Genomic DNA, 19,568 nt, shown 5'->3' with positions numbered 1-19,568 from the left:
TCTCCACCATGCATTTCCGGAAACGAGGACTAACGTTGCCGGTATGAAGATCATTGCTCGGCTGCTCTCCGTCCCGCTTGCGCTTGTCGCTTTCCTCGCGCTGTGGCTTGCGGTGGCACCATTTACGCCGCATATTCCGTATTGGGGTGCCGGCGCGCTCATCGGCCCGCAGTATATCGGGCCGGTGATTCTCTTTTCCCTTATTCTCCTAGTCCTTGCGGCGATTGGAAGGCTCGGCTCCCGCAGCTTTTACGTGCCAGGCGCGTTCGCGGCGGTTGCGCTCATTGCAGGCATTTCGCTTTTTGGGACGCAGATTCATGCTGCGAAGGAGCAGGGGACCGACGTAGATATTCGCGCCGCGTTGAGTTGGGCTGGTGTGGAAAGCACCGACGAGGGCCCTGATCATACGGTGGCCTACGATTCCTTCCATGGCGAGGACCTAGACATGGATATTTATACGCCCAATGATGGCGGCACCCACCCGGTGATGATGTATGTCCACGGCGGCGGCTGGGATCAGATGAACAAGCACTCTCAGGCGTTCAACATGCGTCAGATGGCGCAGCGCGGCTACCTCGTATTATCCATCGATTACACGCTATCCAGCTGGGACCAGCCCACGTGGAAGGTGGCAGCGGGGCATGTGGGGTGCGCGATGAATTGGGTCAATGCCCATGCAGCGGATTATGACGGCGACCCAGGGCGTTTCTTTACATACGGCGAATCTGCCGGTGGCCAGTTGGTGCTGAATGCGACTGCCGATGCCGCCGCGCACCCCAACCACCTACCTTCCGCCGATTGTCCCGGCACGCCGGCCGTTCCCCGCGCCGTGTATGCGGACTCACCGGCCCTCGATGTCCGCCACATCTATGATTCTGACGATCCTTATGCCGCGCAGGGTTCCCGCGATACCGTGCAGAAATACCTGGGTGGAACGCCCGAGGAATATCCCGACCGTGCAGATTTCGTCACCTCAGCTACGCATCTCACCACGGATATGCCACCCATCAAGATTGTCCGAAGCGACAACGATCGTCTCGTTCCGCCGGAAAGCTACGACGATTTTCGCCGCATAGCCCAAGAAAAGAATATCGACCTGAGCGAATACGTGCGCCCACACGCCGACCACGCATCCGCCCTTAGCGCTCATGGAGTCTGGAACCAGCACCTGCTCCAGGCGATGCCCCAATTCTTCGCCGAGCACGATCCACAAGGTTCTTAACCTGCCGAAACCCCTGGATCTATGCGTGGCTCATTTGGCTGACCTTGAAATGCTCCGAAGCAGTTTTGATGGCTCCGAAGGCTGCCCAAGTGACATGGAGGAGGAGCAGAACCAGCAGGGCGGCGCTCACGGTATCCATCCAGCCCAGGCCCCATGCCAGCGCCGCGGGCTGCGTGGATAGGGTATGGGTGCCCAGGCAGCAGGTGCCCACGGGGAAGGTGCTGGCCCACCAGCTGGGGTTATAGGACATTGGGGTATTTCCCAGGGCGGCGCCCCAATGCTTGGCGATGGCATAGACCGACAGCGGCACGCCCAAGCTCAGCATCGCTACGCCGTAGACCATGGCGCGGAAATGCCACTGGTCACTGGCGAGAAGCTGTGCCGCGGCGGTGGACTGGCCGACCAAGCCCATTGGGATCCAAGCGGTGGCAGCGAAGTTTATGGGAACCTTGGGAAAGGTACGCCGGTAAATAAAGGTAAATATCGGCATTCCCGTCACCAAAGCCACTACGAAGCAGAAAACGCCAACGCCGTGGACAAGCGAGCTCCACTCACCGACCTGCGTTGCCAGCTGCGCCGAAGAGGTTGCGGAAACCATCGGTGCCACCAGCGGCAGACCCAATGCAAAGGCTGGATCAGTGGGGTGGTTGAAGAAAAGATACTTTAAATACTTGATGCAGGTCATGAGGCTGAGGACGGTACCCACGGCCCAACACACAGTGTGAATCAACCAGGTATCAAGGATGAGGGAGTAGGCGCTACCCAATGCGAGGATGCCCATGGAGACCATGCCCCATGCGGGCATATCGTCGGAATGAAACCCAGGATTCCGGTACTTAATGAATCCCGCCGAGAGCGCCAAGAAGACAAGAGTTGCCACGCCGAGCATGATTTCAGCTGGAAGGTGCCCCAACACCGGACTCAGGTGGGCATCAATAAGGGATGAGGAGATCGATAGTCCCATGAGCGCTCCCGCCCAGGCAGGTCCTAGCGGCGGAATTTTCATGTCATTCCGAACTTTTAACATTTCAGGTTATGTGCTTCCTCATGCGTGCGGGGAGTGTGTAATCCGAACAGGATTCCAATGAATAAATATACTCTCACATGAGATGATGATAGAGATCGGGCCTCTCCCATGCGGTAATGGAAACCGTACGGAAAGTCGATGTGTTGGATTCTGGCGAAGAAGCTTAGTTACTACTTTTCCTTGAAGCTCTTTATTCCTCTCAGTACACTTACGGTAACGTAACTTGGCTCTGGTGGGAGAAAGAAATATCGCTGTGGCTCGGATACATGCTGAAGGAACTCAAGAGACGGGGGAGCATCCCTTGAAAGAAGGCTTGGTGCAGCGCACCTATTGGATGGCCGATCGCGGCGAGCGGCCGCTGACCCGTGGCTGGGGACATGCGTTGGCGGCGTTGCTCTCTGTCATTGCTTCTACCGTGCTCATTACGTATGCGTGGATGACGCTGCACTGGTGGCAGGGCCTAGGCGTTACCGTTTATGGCCTAGGCTTGGTGGGGCTTTTTGGCGTCTCGGCGCTCTATCACCGCTACCCGTGGGCTAGCCCCCGGGCGGTGCGGTGGTGGCGGCGGGCAGACCATGCCACGATTGCGGTATTCATTGCCGCCACATACACCCCGCTGTGTTTGATTGCGTTATCCCCGGCGCAGGCAGCATGGATGCTGGCCATTGCGTGGGCGGGCGCGATCTTGGGCGTTATTTTGAACCTAGTGTGGATTGAGCACCCGCGGTGGCTCGACGTCGTGGTGTACCTGGCGCTGGGCTGGTTGGTGCTGCCGCTGTTGCCTACGCTGTGGAGCGATGCCGGCGCAGCAGTGGTTTGGCTGTTGCTGGCCGGCGGGGTGGTTTACTCCGTAGGTGCGCTGGTCTATGGCTTTAAGTGGCCTGGGCGCAATGCGCGCTACTACGGCTACCACGAGCACTTCCACACCGCGACCATTGCGGCGGCAGTGGTCCACCTCGTGGCGGTATGGCAAGTGGTCGTTGGCGCTGCCTAATCCGCAATTGTCCTGTTATTGAACTGGGCGGCATGAGCCAGGATGATCAATCCTTGCTGCAAACCCGTCTGGTTAACGATCAGCGAGAATCCGGAAAGTCTCCCACCAGTCCTGTTCGATTGCCTTGGCCTGTGGTGTGGCTAAAACTTCATCCACATCCCCGTCGAGGTCAACATTAGGCAAAAGAACTTCTGCTGGTTGTAGCGGAGGTCGCGGGGTGGGAGTGCCAGAGATCATCGCCTGGGAGAACTCTTGGAGGACCTCGTTCCAGGCGAGGCCGTGGCTCAAATCAGAAAGCTTGGTTGATTTAACTCCGCCGTAAAATGCGATGATGCTATCTACGACTTCGCGTTCGTATGTGCTGAGATTGTCGGACTGACCACCGGGAACATAGGGGACTGGCCAGGGCTCTTTGGTCCCTACTACCTGCCAGGTTTGAGCGCGCAGCTCGCTGGAAACAGGGCCGTGCCGCCACGCTTGAAACTCCGCCTGGAATAATGGGCGACCCGTCCACGCCAGATGCCAGCCTTGGGAGAAGTAGCACAGCTTGTACAGCTTGAGCTTGTCCACGTTGGGAATGCGCTCAGTGATGTACTGTCCAACGTCGAAAATGTCTGCCATGCTCTCCTCCTTTCAGCGTCGCGCTAAAGTATACGGCCTTATCCTGCAGGAGAAAAGAGCTTCTGTGCATCCGTTCCCGTGGCAACCGCGGCTGCGAGCAGTATGCGGGCCTGGGGTGCACGGAGGTTGCCGGAGGGGATAACTCCGGCATCGGCAAGCGTGGCACCGCCACCGGCGCCGCCGTAGATACCCTCGACGGGTCCGTGATCCACGCGGGTAGTGAGCACGACGGGAACGGACTTGGCGGCTTCCATGGCGGCATTAGCCAGATCGGGGCCGATATTCCCTGAACCCATGCCCTCAATGACGATGGCCTGCGCGCCCTTGGCCAAGGATTGTTCAATGAGATCCGCTGGGGCGCCGGGGTAGGCGGCGATGATGTCCACGCGGACATCGCCAAGCGGAGCGTACTTCAGCGGCTCGGGGCGTTCTGGGAATTTCTCCTGGCTATTGGTAGCAAAGCCATCGGCCTTTTCCGTATCAGATTTGAACGCGCCGCGGGCGGGGATAACTTTACCGTCAAAGGCGATGAATGTGCCATGGCCGGCATAGTCCGGGTTGGTGACGGTCTCTACCGCGGTAGCGAGGTTTTCTGGCCCATCCGGGTTGGAATCATCGAAGGGGCGCATCGCGCCGGTGAGTACAACCGGCTTGTCGCTGTCGTGGAAGGTGTCGAGCGCAATGGCGGTTTCTTCCATGGAGTCCGTGCCGTGGGTGACGATGACACCATCGACGTCCTCGCGCTGCAGCTGCTCGTGGACGGCGGTGACGATCTTATCGGTATCAGCCAGGGTCATCGCGGAGGAATCCAGGTTCGCAATGTCCTTGACCTCGAGGTCCAGCTTGTCTTTATCGAATTCGTCATACAGTGGCTCTACCAGGTCAGAGCCGGTGACGGTGGGAACCACCGCGCCCTTGTCATCATGGGTGCTGGCGATGGTGCCGCCGGTGGAAAGAACCACGACGTGGCCTTCAATGGCGGAGCGCTCCTTGGCCGCTGCGCCAGCCGCCTTGGAGGAGGTGGCGCTGCTGGAGCTCGAACTCGTAGCAGAGCTGCTGGCGCTACTGGAGCTGGTAGCGGAACTAGAACTCGATGCCGTGGAAGATGCTTCTGAGGTCTTTTCCGCGGAGGTAGAAGAAGAGGTGGTCGTCGGTGTAGCCGAAGCCTCATCTTTATCCTCCTGATTGGCCGGGTTCTGGCAGGAGGCCAGCAGCAGCGCCGAGGCAACTAATGCGGCGGAGTATTGCACCCTGCGGCGCAGGCGTGGGTTAGACATGTCAACTCGTTTCTCTAGCGTGGTTTCTGTTACCTATTTAATACCACGCTAGGGCAGAAGCGCCGCGTACCAGAAAATGTGCTGAAAATTTAATCCACGTGTTGGTAGTGCGGCGCCACGATGAGCGGCTTGGGGGAGTATTCGCCGCGCAGCTCGCGCAAGATATTGGCGTGCTCGGCCAGGCGGATATCTTCTTCCGTCTGTGGGGTAAAGGTGCGCGCGGTCAGCGGCTGCCCGTCTCGGTCCAGGCCAATATAGGCCACGGTGGCGTGAATGGCGGTGTTGAGGTTACCGCGGCCGCCGCGGGGATCGCCGGAGCGGACGTGGATGGACATCTGCATGGAGCGGCGGTCCGTGCGCATCATGCGGGCATCGACCTCAATGAGATCGCCGATGGAAATGGGCTTATAAAAGCGGATGCCACCGGCATAGACGGCGACGGTGCGCTCGCCGGACCACTCCATGGTGCAGGCGGTGCCGGCCTCATCGATCCACTGCATCGCGGTGCCGCCGTGCACCTTGCCGCCCCAGTTGACGTCGGTGGGCTTGGCTAGGAAGCGGTTGACCATGCGTGGGGCATCGGAAGGCCCATCGTAGGTTTGCTTGTCCATCTCCAGCTCGATGGCCTTGCGCAGCTCGATGCGGGATTTCGCGGCCTCGGCCACGCGCAGGTGCTCATCGGTATCCGGCACGAAGGTGGGAACCGGGGTGGTCTTATCGCTTTCGGGGTCCTTGGCCACGAAGATGACCAGGCAATCGCAGGCGCGGGTGAAAATGCCCTCGCGGGGATCAGCAGACAGCACCTCGTTGATGATGTGCATGGAGGACCGGCCGGTCATCGCGATGCGCGAGCGCACCTCCACGATGTGCCCGGAGGGAATGGGCCGGGTGAAGTGGATATGGCCCACATAGGCGGTCACGCAGTACTGCCCGGACCACTGCACGGCGCAGGCGTAGGCGGCCTTATCGATCCATTCCAGCACGCGCCCGCCATTGATGCCGGGGTCGCCGGCCATGGTGACATCGGTTGGCGATGCCATAAAGCGCAGCGTCAGGGTAGGGGACTTCTGGGTTTCCGCAGCAGCGTCAGTAGGTGACATAAACAATAAGATAACAGTAGCTATGCTGTGGCTATGCCTAAACCCGTAGATCCCGCCGCCACGCGCGCGGCCATCATCGCCATCAAGGATTGGATTCAGGACCCGGACGGGCAACAAAAGCCAGGCAGGGCCTTGCTTGCCGATGCCGTCCGTCGCACCGCCCGCACTCTCGAGGCCGACGCGCCGGGGCACTCGGTGGAGCTGCGCGTACCCCCATTTGTTGCGGTGCAGTGCATTGAAGGCCCCCGCCACACGCGCGGCACCCCACCCAATGTGGTGGAAATGGATGCGGAGAACTGGCTGCGTTTGGCCACCGGTGTCACGGACTGGGACGAGGTCAAAAACACAGGTCGCGTCGATGCTTCCGGGTCGCGTTCAGGGGAGATTGCACAGTGGCTTCCCATCATTCCGTTAGTTTTCGACGGCCCAACGCGCTAATATAAACGCCGTGGTAGAAGTACATACTCCTAGTATCACTGACCTTGACGATCATAACGAGGAGGAACCCCGCGAAGAGTGTGGCGTCTTTGGCGTCTGGGCTCCCGGGGAGGAAGTCTCCAAACTTACCTACTTTGGCCTTTTTGCTCTCCAGCACCGCGGCCAAGAAGCCGCCGGCATTGCGGTGGGCGATGATGACCGCATCGTCGTCTTTAAAGACATGGGCCTGGTGGCCAATATTTTCGATGAATCGACCCTTTCTGCCTTGACCGGCAACGTGGCGGTGGGCCACACGCGCTATTCCACGGCCGGCGGCAAGGAATGGTCCAATGTGCAGCCAATGTTTTCCACCTCTTCGACGGGCGTGGACATTGCCTTGGGCCACAACGGCAACCTGGTCAATTACCTCGAGCTGCGCGCAGAGGCCGTCGAGCGCGGCCTGATTAAGCCGCACGAGGAATCGGTTTCTGACTCGATGTGCTTGTCCATGCTGCTTGCCGATGGCGTCGATGAGACCACCTCCGTCTTCGACTCCGCCCGTGAGCTCCTGCCGCGGGTCAAGGGCGCATTCTGCTTGACCTTTACCGATGGCCACACCATGTACGCCGCGCGCGACCCGCAGGGCGTGCGCCCGCTGGTGCTGGGCCGGCTGGCCAAGGGCTGGGTCGTTGCTTCCGAAACCTGCGCGCTGGATATCTGCGGCGCGCAATTTATTCGCGAGATCGAGCCGGGCGAGCTCGTCGCCATCGATGAGGCCGGCATCCGCTCTGAAAACTTCGCGCCCGCCAAGCGCAGCGGCTGCGTTTTCGAGTACGTGTACTTGGCCCGCCCGGATAGCGATATCAAGGGCCGTTCCGTCAACGCCTCCCGCGTGGAGATCGGCCGCCGCCTAGCTCGCGAATACCCGGTTGAGGATGCAGACCTGGTCATCCCCGTGCCGGAATCCGGCAACCCAGCCGCGGTGGGCTACGCCCGCGAATCCGGCCTCACCTTCGCCCACGGTTTGGTGAAAAATGCGTATGTGGGACGCACTTTTATTCAGCCCACGCAGACGCTGCGTCAGCTGGGCATCCGGTTAAAGCTCAACCCGCTGCGCGAGGTCATCGATGGTAAAAAGCTCGTTGTAGTGGATGATTCCATCGTGCGCGGCAATACCCAGCACGCGCTCATCCGCATGTTGCGCGAGGCTGGCGCCGCCGAGGTCCACGTGCGCATCGCCTCCCCGCCGGTAAAGTGGCCGTGTTTTTATGGCATCGACTTTGCCTCGCCCGGCGAGCTCATTGCCAACGCCAGCCCGTCCGATGATCCGGACGAGATTTGCTCCACCATCTGTGAGACCATCGGCGCTGACTCTTTGGGGTTTGTCTCCATCGATGAAATGGTCGCCGCCACCGAGCAGCCCCGCTCTGAGCTGTGCACCGCCTGCTTCTCCGGCGAATACCCCCTTGGCCTTCCCGCCGGAAACCCCAATGCCGATGCCGTGCGCACCCTGCTCGGAACCCAATAAAAACTTCTAAGGAACTTCCAAGAACATGAGTGACAACACCTACGCCGCAGCCGGCGTCAATATCGAAGAGGGCGACCGCGCGGTCAGCCTGTTTGCCCCACACGCCAAGCGCGCCACCCGCCCGGAGGTCATGGGCGGCCTCGGCGGCTTTGCGGGGCTATTCAAACTGGGCGATTACAAGGAGCCCATCCTCGCGGCTGGCTCCGATGGTGTGGGCACCAAGCTCGCCGTGGCACAGGCCATGGATAAGCACGACACCATCGGCATCGATCTGGTGGCCATGTGCGTCGATGATCTAGTCGTCTGCGGCGCCGAGCCGCTATTCCTGCAGGATTACATCGCCGTGGGCAAGGTCGTGCCGGAAAAGGTGGCCGAGGTAGTCAAGGGCATCGCCGAGGGCTGCGTGCAGGCAGGTGCTGCGCTGCTCGGCGGCGAGACGGCCGAACACCCAGGCATGATGGGGGAGAATGAATACGATGTCTCCGCCACCGCCGTCGGCGTGGTCGAGGCCGATGGCGTGTTGGGCCCAGACAACGTGCGCGAGGGCGATGTGCTCATCGCTATGGGCTCGTCCGGGCTGCACTCCAACGGGTACTCGCTCGCGCGCCACGTCCTGCTGGAGCAGGCGGGCATGCCGCTAGATGGTTATGTGGAAGAGCTCGGCCGCCCGCTAGGCGAGGAGCTCTTGGAACCCACCCGCATCTACGCCAAGGAATGCTTGGCGCTGGCGCAGGAATGCTCCGTATCCACCTTCTGCCACGTCACGGGCGGCGGGCTGGCCGGCAACCTGGAGCGCGTCATTCCAGAGGGCCTGAGCGCTGAGGTTAACCGCTCCACGTGGAATCCAGGCCAGATCTTCAAGCTCATCTCCTCCATGGGCAAGGTCGAACTGGCGGAGATGGAAAAGACCTTCAACATGGGCGTGGGCATGATTGCCGTGGTTAACCCAGAGGACCGCGACCGCGCCTTGGCCATGCTCACCGCCCGCCACATCGACGCGTGGGAGCTAGGCAGCGTCCGCGAGGCGGACGGCGAAGAACCGCGCGTTATCATGCACGGCGAGCACTCAAACTTCTAGGTACAAGAGGAAGGCCTTAGGTCAATAACCTAAGGCCTTTTTTCGGATTTAGCCGGCGAGCGGAAGATTAGCGCTCGTCGTCTGCGTCCTCATCCCATTCGTCGACATACTCGGCGTAGGGATCATCCTCTTCGTAGTCGTGGGAGTCACCCTCCTGCTGAGCAGCGAGTTCCCGCTGAAGGGACTCGATATCCATCTCGGGTGAGTTGTACTTGAGCTGGCGTGCAACTTTGGTCTGCTTTGCCTTAGCGCGTCCGCGTCCCATGTGCATGACCCCCTTGGGCTAGTAGGGCGCTCCAGGGATTCTTGGGCGCCCCATCGGCTTGTCAATTGTGTATCTTCCTGTAAGACACAATAGCGCGTGTGACGAAAAAATTCCGCACCGGCCCCCCGATGAGTGGAAAATCTACCGCCCGCGCAGCCGGTTTACCGCCTCGCGCCCGGCCTTTGGGCCCTCATCTTCGGGGATGGAGGACTGATCGATCGACGCCGCGGTATCGCCGATATCCAATGTGCCTGCATCTAGCGCAGAACGCTTGACTAGACCTAAGGCGATGGGGCCGAAATCGCAGTCATCCACGATGGTGCCGATGCGACCTACCTTACGTCCATTAAATGAAATGTCATCGCCCACATTCGGCCTCTCCGGCGCGGATCCGTCGAGGTGGAGGAGCACCAAAAGGCGGGGAGAGCGGCCCAGGTTTTCCACGCGCGCCACGGTTTCCTGGCCGCGGTAGCAGCCCTTATTTAGGTGCACGTGGGCGGGGTCAGCATCGCTGCGGCTAATCCACTGCGGAACCTCGTGCGGGATGGATTTCTTATCCAAGTCGGCGGCAAGCTCCGGCTCGCGGGCGCGCACGCGCTCGGCGGTAAAGGCCATGAGCCCCGCCAGCCGCGCGCCCTCTGCCTCTAGGGCGGCCATGGATTCCACCAACTTTTCGCGCGGAATGGCCAGGTCAACGCGCTTGATTCCCGGCCATTGCACCTCGCGGGAAAAAACCACGGTGGGTGGGGTAGGAATATCGGCCTCACCCAGCAATGTCACGATGGCGATATCGGCTTCCTCGACCGTGACCTCGGACCAGAAGACCATCTTGGTCAAAAAGTCCTGGGCGGATTCGAACTGCGCGGCGGGCAGATCGAGGTAGAAGTCCTCGCCCGCGCGGGTGATATCCATGTGGTGCAAAATGTGGCCCTGGATATCTAGGTCGAGGGCGCCGGCGGAGAAGCCGGAGGGGGCATCGTCAAGCTTCTGCGTGAGCAGGTTATTAAGAAAACCCGGCGCATCCGCACCGCTGACGCGCAGCACGCGGCGCTGCGAGCGGTCGATGGCGATGGTCCCGGTCTCGGCCGCACGCTGTTCCCCGAGGGGATTGCCATAGTGCCAGGCCACACCTTGGGCATCGAGTACAGTCGCGTCCTGGTGCTCGGCGGCACCGGCGCGTTGAAGAAGTGGCGAAGAATAACTCACATCTACCGATGGTAGGGCATAATCGAGTCTATGAAACCCTCCCCGCGAAAAGAGCCGGTCATCTACGTCGTGGAACCCTTTGGTGGGTCGGTGCGCAAGCATTCGCCCTCCCTGCCGCTGGTTTATGCTGATGATGCCGCCGTGACCCGCGGCGATGGCATCTTTGAATCGCTTCTGGTCCGCGGCGGCAAGGCGGCTAACCTCGCCCGCCACGCCCAGCGCTTTCGCGATTCGGCGCGGGCGCTCGATTTGCCGGAACCGCCGATGCACAAGTGGGAGGAGGCGACCCGGCTGGCGATCGCGGATTATTGCGGTACCGATGCCGATCATCCCGATGCCAAATGCACCTGGACGTATACCCGCGGCCGGGCTTCGACCGGCGTGCCCACCGCGTGGGTGACGGTGCAGCCGCTTGGCGATGTCCCTCTTCACCAACGCACCACCGGCGTCACCGTCCTGACGAGCCCGCGCCTGTGGCACGTGGCCGAAGAGCTACCGGCCAAGACGCTGAACTACGCCGCGACGATGGCGATGCTGCGCATGGCCAAGGACAAGGGCTACGACGATCTCATCCTGACGGATCCAGATACCGGCGAAATCTTAGAGGGCGCTACCTCTACCGTGGTGGCGGTGCGGGGAAAGAAGCTGCGCACCGCCGTCGGCCGCGGTATTTTGCCCGGCACCACGCAGGCAGCGCTCTTTGACTATGCCCAGGACCGTGGCTACCGATGCAAGGCCAAGCCGTTGACCGTGGAGTACTTAGAAAAGTCCGACTCGGTGTGGCTGGTCTCTTCCGTGCGCGTGGCGGTGCGGGTGACCAAGCTGAATGAAAAAACGTTAAAAGCCCCGGATAACGAGGAAGAAATCCGGGGGCTTATCGATGCCGCGCTAGGGGCCTAGCCAGTCTTAGCCGGCTCTAGCCGGCGATGCGGGTGAGCTCGGCGGACATGTAGGGGCGCATTTCGCCATCGACCATGCGCTCATCTACCCAGCCCAGGTTGTTATTGGGCATGAGGCCGTACATGCGCTTGCCGGGGCCCAGGTTCTTCGGGCCGGTCTCGGTGACCATGGTGGAGGCGGATTCGAGCTGCCAAGCGCGCTCGTTGAAGGGCTCGCCGTAGAAGATTTCCACGATGCCGGTAGAAGAGGTGTAGGTGACCTCGATTTCATCCTTGGCGGAGATGCGCCAGAAACCGGTCTCGCGGGTAGACGGGCCCTGCGGCTTGCCTTCGGTATCGATCTTCCAGGTGCGCGAGCTAAAGGTCAGGTAATTCTCGCCGTCGTGGGCGACGACCAGCTGCTGGCCAAAGGTGTATTCGCTGCCATCGGTGTCGTGGGCCTGGCCCTCGCCCTGCCAGACGCCTACGAGGGGGAGGAGCCCCAGCAGGCCATCGTGTAGCGACGGGCCCTGGCGCAGGTTGGCGGTATCGGCGGGAACAGGGACATCGCCAAGCTCAATGGCGGGGATATTGTGGCTGGCCGCGTCCTTCCACTGCTCGGCGGCTTGGTTGACCGCGTCATTGCCATTGAGCGCGCCGGAGGTGTTTTCCGGGTGGGACGCGGCGGCGGTCTCGACGTTCGGGGTATTGGTGTTCTCGGTATTTTCGCTCATGGGCGTCCAGCCTAGTCGTGCCGGGGCCGCTTTAACTACTAGACTGGTCCGTTGTGCATGCGCTGATGATTTCCAATCCCAATTCGACCTCGCAATCCAACGGGCTCTTTCGCCAAATCGTGCCCGCCCTGCGGGCCGTAGAAGGCATGCACCTATTGGTCAAATTCACCCATTACCCCGGGCATGCAGAAGACATCGTTCGGGGGCTTACCAGGGATGATTATGATGTCATCATTGCCGTGGGCGGCGATGGCACCGTCAATGAGATTGTCAACGGCCTGCTGGGACCGGCCGATGAAGATATCCCCAGCCCAAACGAGGTGCCGGCGCTCGCCGTCATTCCCACCGGATCCGCGAACGTCTTCGTCCGCGCCCTCGGCTTTCCCAATACGCCGGTTGAGGCCACCCACGTTCTGGCCCGCATGCTCGAGCGCGATCTGCGCCGCACCATTTACCTGGGCACTTGGAACGAACGCTGGTTTGCCGTCAACGCCGGCTTTGGCATGGATGCGGACGTCCTCGCACGCGTGGACCGCGCCCGCGAACAAGGCTTTTCCGCCACGCCGCTGCGCTACTTGAACGTGGCCATTCGGGCCTGGCTACGCGCGCGCCGCAACCCGCCGCAGATTACGGTGCACGCGGAATCGCGCTTGGGGCAGACGCTCCATAAGAAGGACTTCCCGCTCCTGTTTACCTCTAATACCAACCCCTGGACCTTCTTGGGGCCCTTGCCGGTGGTGACCAACCCGCGCAATTCTTTCGATGAGGGCCTGGCCCTTTTCGGTCTGGAAAAACTCAGCGGTGTGCGTGGGGTCATCGGCCTGCTGCACCTCTTTGGCGCCGATAAGCACGGCTGGCTCAAGCGGCTGGTGAAGGAAAAGACCCTGGGCTTTGATGACGCCAAGCGCGTTGAGCTCGATTGCCACACCCCGCAGCGCTTCCAAGCCGATGGCGAATCCGAGGGGACCTTCCGCCACGTGACGCTGACCTCTGTGGCCGATGCCATCGAGGTCTACGCCCCGCAAGACAGGCGGCAGGTGGCCCAGCGCTCCGTGCAGGAAGTGCTGCGGGACTTTATTCGCCTCCGCTAGGATTCACCCTCTTTCGGTGCGGGGCCTACCTTATTGGCGGTATCGGCCGCCTTCTTTTCGGCCTCTTCCACGGCTCGTTGCTCAGATCCCTCGATTTCCAGCGGGGATAGCTGGGCCATCTGGACCTTGATATTGCGGCGCTGGACCTCAAAGTAAATGGTGCCGCCCTGCAGCCTTACCATGGTGGCCTGCGCCGGCAGCGGGAGCTCGCGTGTATCGAAGTTGAGGGAAAACGCCTCCTTGAGGCGCGGATCATCGGTTCCGTAGACCTCCATGCGGAACTCCGGGCCCACCAGGCGCAGTGTGACCATAGCGGTGGATTTTTCCTTATCGCCGGGCAGGGTGCCGGTAAGCTCCGCCTCGGCAGAAACGCCGCCGGAGGGAGAAATATCATCCGGGTTAGCAATGGAGAGATCGGTAATGCCCAAAAGGCGGCCTAACGCCACGCCGTCGAGGGAAATTCCGCGCGAATACGTGGATACGGGTGCGCCTTCAATATCGCCGCTTACTACCTGCTCAGGGGTGACGGTAATATCGCGCAGCACGGTCGAGGCATTGACCATGCCCAGCTTGGGAACCTCCACATCGAGCGCCTTGACCTGCAGATAAGGAATTTCCTTGGAGCCTGCCGCCAACAGGTACGGGGTGCCGCCGATATACACCTGGGGCGAGTTTTCCAGCCTGGAGTTCTCCTTAACCTCCTGGGCAATCTTGTGCTCAGAATGCATGGCCACGCAGGCATCGGCCACCCATGCGGCAATGACCACGCCCACCACGATGAGGACGTGCACAATGCGCCGGTCGACTTTGACTACACTCACGCCTTCAAATTTAGCCTACGTATTATGGGCACCATGAATATCACCGAAGAAAACCTCCCCGCCTCCCCAGAGCTGGCGGGCACCCTGGAAGAACTAGCAGCGCACGCTGAAAAGACCGACGGCATCGCCCCGCTGTCGGAGCAATTCCTCAATGGCCTGCGCGATGAGCGCCTGCACCACAAGCACTTGGTGGCTTGGCTGGATGGCGAGCCCATTGGCGTATCCAGCCGAGAGGATTCCACCGCAGAGCTTTTTATCGCCCCAGATTATCGCGGCAAGGGCTATGGCACCGCGCTTTACGATGCCACTGCTGCCGCCACCACCAATCTCGAGACCTGGGCGCATGGCAACGTCAAGCCAGCACAGGCCCTGGCCAGCTCCCGTGACCTAAACGTCACCCGCACCCTCGTGGTCATGGGCATCGATGGCAGCGATCTGGATAGCGCAGCACAAGTAGGCGAGCTGCCGTTGCAGGCCGGCAATTACAGCGAGGCGGTGGACAAGTGGGGCAAGGACACGGTGGAAAAGGAATGGCTGCGCGTTAATAATGAGGCCTTTAATTGGCACCCAGAGCAAGGCGGCTGGGATTTAGAGCGCCTACACCGTGGCATGGAAGCCGAATGGTTCGATCCTAAGGACGTTTTGTTTTTCTGGGACGAAAAAGAGCAGGGGCACCCGACCCTGGCTGGTTTCCACTGGACCAAGTGGCACGAGGAAGAAGATCCCGGCTTTGGTGAGGTCTACGTGGTGGGCCTTGCTGAGGCGTACCGCGGCCAAAAATTGGGCGGTCCATTGCTGCAGATTGGCCTGCGCCGCATGGTAGAAAAGGGAGCTCAGCGGGTTATTTTGTACGTGGAAGCGGATAATGAACCGGCGCTGAAGGCCTACAAGCGGCTGGGCTTTTCCGTTGATGAAGAGCACGTTGTCTGGGGCTAGTGCGATTAAGGTCATGTCAGCTTCTTGGCATGTTCATTAAGTGTTTACCTCACGTCACCCTGCTGGTTAATTCCGCCGGTTAGCTTTACTGATTGTGAGAAAGCCGCACCTGCGCGCCTGCACCCCGCTCCTGGAAAGCGGAGCTGGGATGTAGGTAGCTGCCGCCCGGCAGCACATCCCCTGTGACGGGGATGCGGTTTCCTCGGACAATCAATCTCTGATCTGCACCGGAAAGGGTTTTCCCGTGATTCGCAACTTCAAGCGCTCTGCCGCTATCTTCGGCCTTGTGGCCGCTACCTCTACCGCTCTCGTAGCGTGCTCTGAGGACACGTCCTCCTCCTCTGACTCCTCGGGCTCTTCCGACGGCAGCGGTGTCGCTGGCGAGCTTGTTGGTGAGGGCGCATCCTCCCAGCAGAACGCAATGTCCTACTTCGGTACCGTCTTCGCAGAGGACAACCCAGACGCTAACCTGTCCTATACCGCTTCCGGCTCCGGTAAGGGTGTTGAGGCATTCCTGAACGGTCAGGCAGACTTCGCTGGTTCTGACTCCCCGCTGAAGGAAGACGACGGCCAGATTGAGGCTGCCAAGGAGCGTTGTGATGGCAACGATGCATGGCACCTGCCTTCCACCATCGGCCCAGTTGCCATCGCTTATAACTTGGGCGACCAGGAGATCAACCTCTCCACCGATACCATTGCCAAGATATTCAAGGGCGAGATCAAGAAGTGGAATGACGAGGCCATTGCCGCTGATAACGAGGGCGCAGACCTGCCGGACACCGACATCCACGTCATCTTCCGTTCTGACGAGTCCGGTACCTCCGATAACTTCCAGAAGTTCCTGACCGCTTCCACCGGTAACTGGGACGGCGAAGGCAAGCAGTTCCCTGACTCCGTTGGTGAGGGCGCAAACGGCTCCTCCGGCGTTGCTGACCAGGTTGCAAACATCGAGGGTGCCATCACCTACGTTGAGGCCGGCTTCGCTGACCAGAAGGAAGCTGACGGCGTCAAGAAGGCCAAGATTGACTTTGGCAACGGCCCGGTTGAGCTGAATGACGATACCGTCAACAAGGCGCTGGAGAACCTGGAGTTCAAGGACACCGCTTCCGAGAACGACATGGTCGTTGACTCCAAGGCCCTCTTCGCTTCCGATGCAGAGGGCGCATACTCGCTCATCCTGACCACCTACAACATCGTCTGCTCCGCTGGCTACGATGACGAGACCGCTGAACTGGTCAAGACCTTCTTCAACGACGTTCTGGACCACCAGGATGACCAGTTGGCAGAGCAGGGCTTCATCCCAGTTAAGGGTGACCACCTTGACCGCCTGAAGAGCGCCGTTGACGCACTGCAGTAAGGCGTAAACTGCGCTTTACCTCGCGAAATAACGCTCCGCCCGCCCCCACTGCCGCCCTCGAGACGCGCTTTGGGGGCGCAGGCATGTAACGCATGACCCTTTGTTCCACTTTAAATAAGGATTAGTACGTCTCATGGCAGACAATAATCTCACCAAGGCATCGACCTCGGAGACCCTTCCCGTCTCTGGCGTTGAACAGCCTCATACCCGTGGCGATAACGAGAATGACTTGGCTACCTCTAGCTCCGGTAGCTCCGTCAAGCGCCCCGGTGACCGCATTTTCGAATTCCTCTCCACGGCCTCTGCCACGCTGATTACCGTGATGATCGCGGCGATTGCTGCCTTCCTCATCTGGCGCGCCGTGCCGGCGCTCAGCGTGAACGAGAATGGCCTGCTGGGCTTTTTCACCCACGGTGAGCGGTGGGAGACCACCGATACCTCCGCGATGAAGTTCGGTATCCCGACCATGTTCGGCACCACCGTCCTCATCTCGGTCTTCGCCCTGATCTTGGCCATGCCAGTGGCGCTTGCGATTGCCATCTTCTTGTCCAACTACGCCCCGGCACGCCTGGTTAAGCCGCTGGGTTTCTTGGTGGACATGCTGGCCGCCGTGCCGTCCATCGTCTACGGCCTGTGGGGTTGGCAGGTCCTCGGTCCGGCCCTGTCCGGCTTCTACACCTGGTTGGAATCCTGGGCCGGCGGGTTCTTCCTGTTTACCCATTACGATAATTCGCCCGCCTTTGCTACCGGCCGCAACCTCTTTACCGGTGGCATCGTGCTCGCCGTGATGATCCTGCCGATTATCGCCGCCACCGCCCGCGAGGTCTTCGTGCAAACCCCTCCCGGCCAGATCGAGTCCGCCCTGGCACTGGGCGCTACGCGCTGGGAAGTCATCCGCATGACCGTCCTGCCCTTCGGCATGTCCGGCTACGTTGCCGGCTCCATGCTGGGCTTGGGCCGCGCTTTGGGTGAGACCATGGCGCTGTACATGGTGGTCTCACCGCTGGTGGACTTCCGCTTCTCGCTTTTCGATGGCGGTACTACCTTCGCCACGGCCATCGCCCTCGCCGCCGCCGAGTTCGGTAACGAGACGCGCGCCGGTGCGTATATCGCTGCCGGTTTGATGCTGTTCTTGCTGACGTTCGTGGTCAACGCCATTGCCCGCGCCATCGTGAAGAGCAAGTAAGGAAGGACAACAATGACTACTACGACAAATAACAAGCCCGCCTCCGCCGGTGGGGCAACCTTCCTGGAAATCTCCGGTTCCCGCAAGGCGGCCAATAGTATTGCCACCGTCGTTGTATGGGCCGCTATGGCCTTGGCGATGGTCCCTTTGATCTGGGTCCTCTGGGAGCTGATCTCGCGCGGTAGCGGCGTGATTTTCTCCGCTGACTGGTGGACGCTGTCCCAGCGCGGCGTGATGAATAGCGCCGAAGGCGGCGGTGCCGCCCACGCCATCGTCGGTACCTTTGTCCAGACCGCCCTAGCATCCATCTTATCCATCCCGATCGGCATCTTTACCGCCATCTACCTGGTGGAATACTCCAAGGGTGGCTGGCTGGGCCGCACCACCACCTTCATGGTGGACATCCTGTCGGGCGTGCCCTCCATCGTGGCGGCGCTGTTCATCTTCGCCATGTGGATTACGCTCTTTGGCTTTGGCCGCTCCGGCTTTGCCGTCGCCCTGTCCTTGGTCCTGTTGATGATTCCCATCGTGGTGCGCAATACCGAAGAGATGCTGCGCGTGGTTCCCATGGACCTGCGCGAGGCTTCCTATGCGCTCGGCGTGCCCAAGTGGAAAACCATCGCACGCATCGTGCTGCCAACCGCCCTGTCCGGCATTGTGACCGGCATCATGCTGGCCATTGCCCGCGTGATGGGTGAATCCTCCCCAGTGCTGGTCTTGGTTGGTTCCTCCTCGGTCATCAACTGGGACGCGTTTAAGGGCTCGCAGTCTTCGCTGCCGCTGATGATGCTTGATATGTACAAGGCCGGCGCGCAGCCTGCCGTGCTGGATAAGCTGTGGGGCGCAGCGCTGACGCTGGTTATCCTCATCGCCATCCTCAATATTGCGGCGCGCGTAATTTCCGCGAAGTTCTCGGTCAAGAAATAGCCGCACTCGATTCCGCCACTTATACACCCCTTAAGAGGAGAAACCTCCACAATGTCTAAGCTCGAGCTCAATGACGTCGATATTTTCTACGGCGATTTTCACGCCGTACAGAACGTAAATATGCAGATCCCGGCGCAGGCCGTGACCGCCTTCATCGGCCCCTCCGGCTGCGGTAAGTCCACCGTGTTGCGCACCTTGAACCGCATGCACGAGGTCATCCCTGGCGCATCCGTCAAGGGCGAGATCCTGCTCGATGGCACCAATATCTACGGCCCCAAGGTGGACCCCGTATCCGTGCGCAATACCATCGGCATGGTCTTCCAGAAGGCCAACCCATTTCCCACCATGTCCATCGAGGACAACGTGGTTGCCGGCCTGAAGCTATCCGGTGAAAAGAATAAGAAGAAGCTCAAGGAAGTCGCCGAACAGTCCCTGCGCGGCGCAAACCTCTGGGACGAGGTCAAGGACCGCCTGGATAAGCCGGGCGGCGGCCTTTCTGGTGGTCAGCAGCAGCGCCTGTGTATCGCCCGCGCGATTGCCGTGGAGCCAGAAGTCCTGCTGATGGACGAGCCCTGCTCCGCACTGGACCCAATTTCTACCTTGGCCGTGGAGGATCTTATCCACGAGCTGAAGGAAAACTTCACCATCGTCATCGTGACCCACAACATGCAGCAGGCCGCCCGCGTGTCCGATAAGACCGGCTTCTTCTCCTTGGAAGCTACCGGTAAGCCGGGCCACCTGGTGGAATTCGATGAAACCACCCGCATCTTTGAGAACCCTTCCCAGAAGGAGACCGAAGACTACATTTCCGGCCGCTTCGGCTAATACGTAGCCCCTGATTGTCCGACAAGGGCGGTACCTCCAGCGCAGGGAGGTACCGCCCTTGTGGCAGTTTTAGGTCTA

20 protein-coding genes are annotated in these 19,568 nt (G+C 60.5%); 12 read left to right on the top strand and 8 right to left on the bottom strand.

Features of this window, described 5'->3' with window-relative positions; all coding sequences use genetic code 11:
• Positions 1 to 43 precede the first annotated feature (43 nt).
• Positions 44 to 1,222 (top strand): S9 family peptidase, encoded by a 1,179-nt coding sequence (locus HMPREF1287_RS06405; RefSeq protein WP_023017923.1) that lies wholly within the window; start codon positions 44 to 46, stop codon positions 1,220 to 1,222.
• A 19-nt stretch (positions 1,223 to 1,241) separates the two neighbouring features.
• Here HMPREF1287_RS06405 and HMPREF1287_RS06400 read toward each other — a convergent pair whose 3' ends face one another.
• Positions 1,242 to 2,228 (bottom strand): TDT family transporter, encoded by a 987-nt coding sequence (locus HMPREF1287_RS06400; protein ID WP_255342449.1) that lies wholly within the window; start codon positions 2,226 to 2,228, stop codon positions 1,242 to 1,244.
• Between the two features lie 355 nt (positions 2,229 to 2,583).
• On the opposite strand from HMPREF1287_RS06400, the gene HMPREF1287_RS06395 reads away from it, so the two are divergent.
• On the top strand, positions 2,584 to 3,243 hold the full coding sequence (locus HMPREF1287_RS06395; protein WP_232215157.1) for a hemolysin III family protein: 660 nt from the start codon (positions 2,584 to 2,586) through the stop codon (positions 3,241 to 3,243).
• Positions 3,244 to 3,315: 72 nt separating this feature from the next.
• Here the strand turns inward: HMPREF1287_RS06395 and HMPREF1287_RS06390 are convergent, their stop codons facing one another.
• The 3 genes from HMPREF1287_RS06390 to HMPREF1287_RS06380 all read right to left on the bottom strand — a co-directional run bounded on the left by HMPREF1287_RS06390 (position 3,316) and on the right by HMPREF1287_RS06380 (position 6,241).
• Complete coding sequence (locus tag HMPREF1287_RS06390; RefSeq protein WP_023017920.1) at positions 3,316 to 3,864, bottom strand: Panacea domain-containing protein; 549 nt, start codon at positions 3,862 to 3,864, stop codon at positions 3,316 to 3,318.
• 38 nt (positions 3,865 to 3,902) lie between these two features.
• On the bottom strand, positions 3,903 to 5,141 hold the full coding sequence (locus tag HMPREF1287_RS06385; protein ID WP_023017919.1) for an asparaginase: 1,239 nt from the start codon (positions 5,139 to 5,141) through the stop codon (positions 3,903 to 3,905).
• Between the two features lie 89 nt (positions 5,142 to 5,230).
• Entirely contained in the window at positions 5,231 to 6,241 is a 1,011-nt protein-coding gene (locus HMPREF1287_RS06380) for an acyl-CoA thioesterase (protein ID WP_023017918.1), read from the bottom strand.
• A 33-nt stretch (positions 6,242 to 6,274) separates the two neighbouring features.
• Between HMPREF1287_RS06380 and HMPREF1287_RS06375 the strand changes: the two genes are divergently transcribed.
• The 3 genes from HMPREF1287_RS06375 to purM are packed head-to-tail and all read left to right on the top strand — an operon-like array spanning position 6,275 to position 9,264.
• Positions 6,275 to 6,679 (top strand): sterol carrier family protein, encoded by a 405-nt coding sequence (locus tag HMPREF1287_RS06375; RefSeq protein WP_005279608.1) that lies wholly within the window; start codon positions 6,275 to 6,277, stop codon positions 6,677 to 6,679.
• 10 nt (positions 6,680 to 6,689) lie between these two features.
• The gene (gene purF / locus HMPREF1287_RS06370; protein ID WP_005284635.1) at positions 6,690 to 8,186 is read left to right on the top strand and encodes an amidophosphoribosyltransferase; all 1,497 of its coding nucleotides are present in this window, start codon (positions 6,690 to 6,692) and stop codon (positions 8,184 to 8,186) included.
• Between the two features lie 25 nt (positions 8,187 to 8,211).
• Positions 8,212 to 9,264, top strand: a complete 1,053-nt coding sequence (purM, locus tag HMPREF1287_RS06365) for a phosphoribosylformylglycinamidine cyclo-ligase (RefSeq protein WP_005284632.1) — start codon at positions 8,212 to 8,214, stop codon at positions 9,262 to 9,264.
• 67 nt (positions 9,265 to 9,331) lie between these two features.
• On the opposite strand, the gene HMPREF1287_RS06360 is transcribed toward purM, so the two are convergent.
• Both HMPREF1287_RS06360 and HMPREF1287_RS06355 read right to left on the bottom strand, forming a co-directional pair.
• Positions 9,332 to 9,529, bottom strand: coding sequence for a DUF3073 domain-containing protein (locus tag HMPREF1287_RS06360; protein WP_023017917.1), 198 nt, complete (start codon positions 9,527 to 9,529; stop codon positions 9,332 to 9,334).
• Between the two features lie 141 nt (positions 9,530 to 9,670).
• Entirely contained in the window at positions 9,671 to 10,735 is a 1,065-nt protein-coding gene (locus tag HMPREF1287_RS06355) for a folate-binding protein YgfZ (RefSeq protein ID WP_023017916.1), read from the bottom strand.
• 30 nt (positions 10,736 to 10,765) lie between these two features.
• Here HMPREF1287_RS06355 and HMPREF1287_RS06350 point away from each other — a divergent pair, with 30 nt between their 5' ends.
• Positions 10,766 to 11,635, top strand: coding sequence for an aminodeoxychorismate lyase (locus HMPREF1287_RS06350; RefSeq protein ID WP_023017915.1), 870 nt, complete (start codon positions 10,766 to 10,768; stop codon positions 11,633 to 11,635).
• Between the two features lie 16 nt (positions 11,636 to 11,651).
• Here the strand turns inward: HMPREF1287_RS06350 and HMPREF1287_RS06345 are convergent, their stop codons facing one another.
• Positions 11,652 to 12,347, bottom strand: a complete 696-nt coding sequence (locus HMPREF1287_RS06345; RefSeq protein ID WP_023017914.1) for an FABP family protein — start codon at positions 12,345 to 12,347, stop codon at positions 11,652 to 11,654.
• 53 nt (positions 12,348 to 12,400) lie between these two features.
• Here HMPREF1287_RS06345 and HMPREF1287_RS06340 point away from each other — a divergent pair, with 53 nt between their 5' ends.
• Positions 12,401 to 13,438 (top strand): diacylglycerol kinase family protein, encoded by a 1,038-nt coding sequence (locus HMPREF1287_RS06340; RefSeq protein ID WP_156905115.1) that lies wholly within the window; start codon positions 12,401 to 12,403, stop codon positions 13,436 to 13,438.
• Here the strand turns inward: HMPREF1287_RS06340 and HMPREF1287_RS06335 are convergent.
• Positions 13,435 to 14,259, bottom strand: a complete 825-nt coding sequence (locus HMPREF1287_RS06335; protein WP_023017912.1) for a DUF2993 domain-containing protein — start codon at positions 14,257 to 14,259, stop codon at positions 13,435 to 13,437. The genes HMPREF1287_RS06340 and HMPREF1287_RS06335 overlap by 4 nt on opposite strands.
• Before the next feature lie 33 nt (positions 14,260 to 14,292).
• On the opposite strand from HMPREF1287_RS06335, the gene mshD reads away from it, so the two are divergent.
• From mshD to pstB, 5 genes are all read left to right on the top strand, one after another.
• The gene (gene mshD / locus HMPREF1287_RS06330) at positions 14,293 to 15,195 is read left to right on the top strand and encodes a mycothiol synthase (protein ID WP_034654550.1); all 903 of its coding nucleotides are present in this window, start codon (positions 14,293 to 14,295) and stop codon (positions 15,193 to 15,195) included.
• Between the two features lie 244 nt (positions 15,196 to 15,439).
• Positions 15,440 to 16,552, top strand: coding sequence for a phosphate ABC transporter substrate-binding protein PstS (pstS, locus tag HMPREF1287_RS06325; protein ID WP_023017910.1), 1,113 nt, complete (start codon positions 15,440 to 15,442; stop codon positions 16,550 to 16,552).
• 133 nt (positions 16,553 to 16,685) lie between these two features.
• Entirely contained in the window at positions 16,686 to 17,738 is a 1,053-nt protein-coding gene (gene pstC, locus HMPREF1287_RS06320) for a phosphate ABC transporter permease subunit PstC (RefSeq protein ID WP_023017909.1), read from the top strand.
• Between the two features lie 12 nt (positions 17,739 to 17,750).
• The gene (gene pstA / locus HMPREF1287_RS06315; RefSeq protein ID WP_005279624.1) at positions 17,751 to 18,665 is read left to right on the top strand and encodes a phosphate ABC transporter permease PstA; all 915 of its coding nucleotides are present in this window, start codon (positions 17,751 to 17,753) and stop codon (positions 18,663 to 18,665) included.
• A gap of 51 nt (positions 18,666 to 18,716) precedes the next feature.
• Positions 18,717 to 19,490 carry a phosphate ABC transporter ATP-binding protein PstB gene (gene pstB / locus HMPREF1287_RS06310; protein ID WP_005279626.1) on the top strand — a complete coding sequence of 258 codons (774 nt, stop codon included), beginning with the start codon at positions 18,717 to 18,719 and terminating at the stop codon, positions 19,488 to 19,490.
• Positions 19,491 to 19,568 lie beyond the last annotated feature (78 nt).

Origin of the sequence: Corynebacterium sp. KPL1986 (assembly GCF_000477975.1) — a bacterium.
GTDB classification, from domain to species: Bacteria; Actinomycetota; Actinomycetes; order Mycobacteriales; family Mycobacteriaceae; genus Corynebacterium; species Corynebacterium accolens.
Note: the sequence above shows the minus strand (reverse complement) of the source record. Positions and strands in the feature narration are given on the sequence as shown.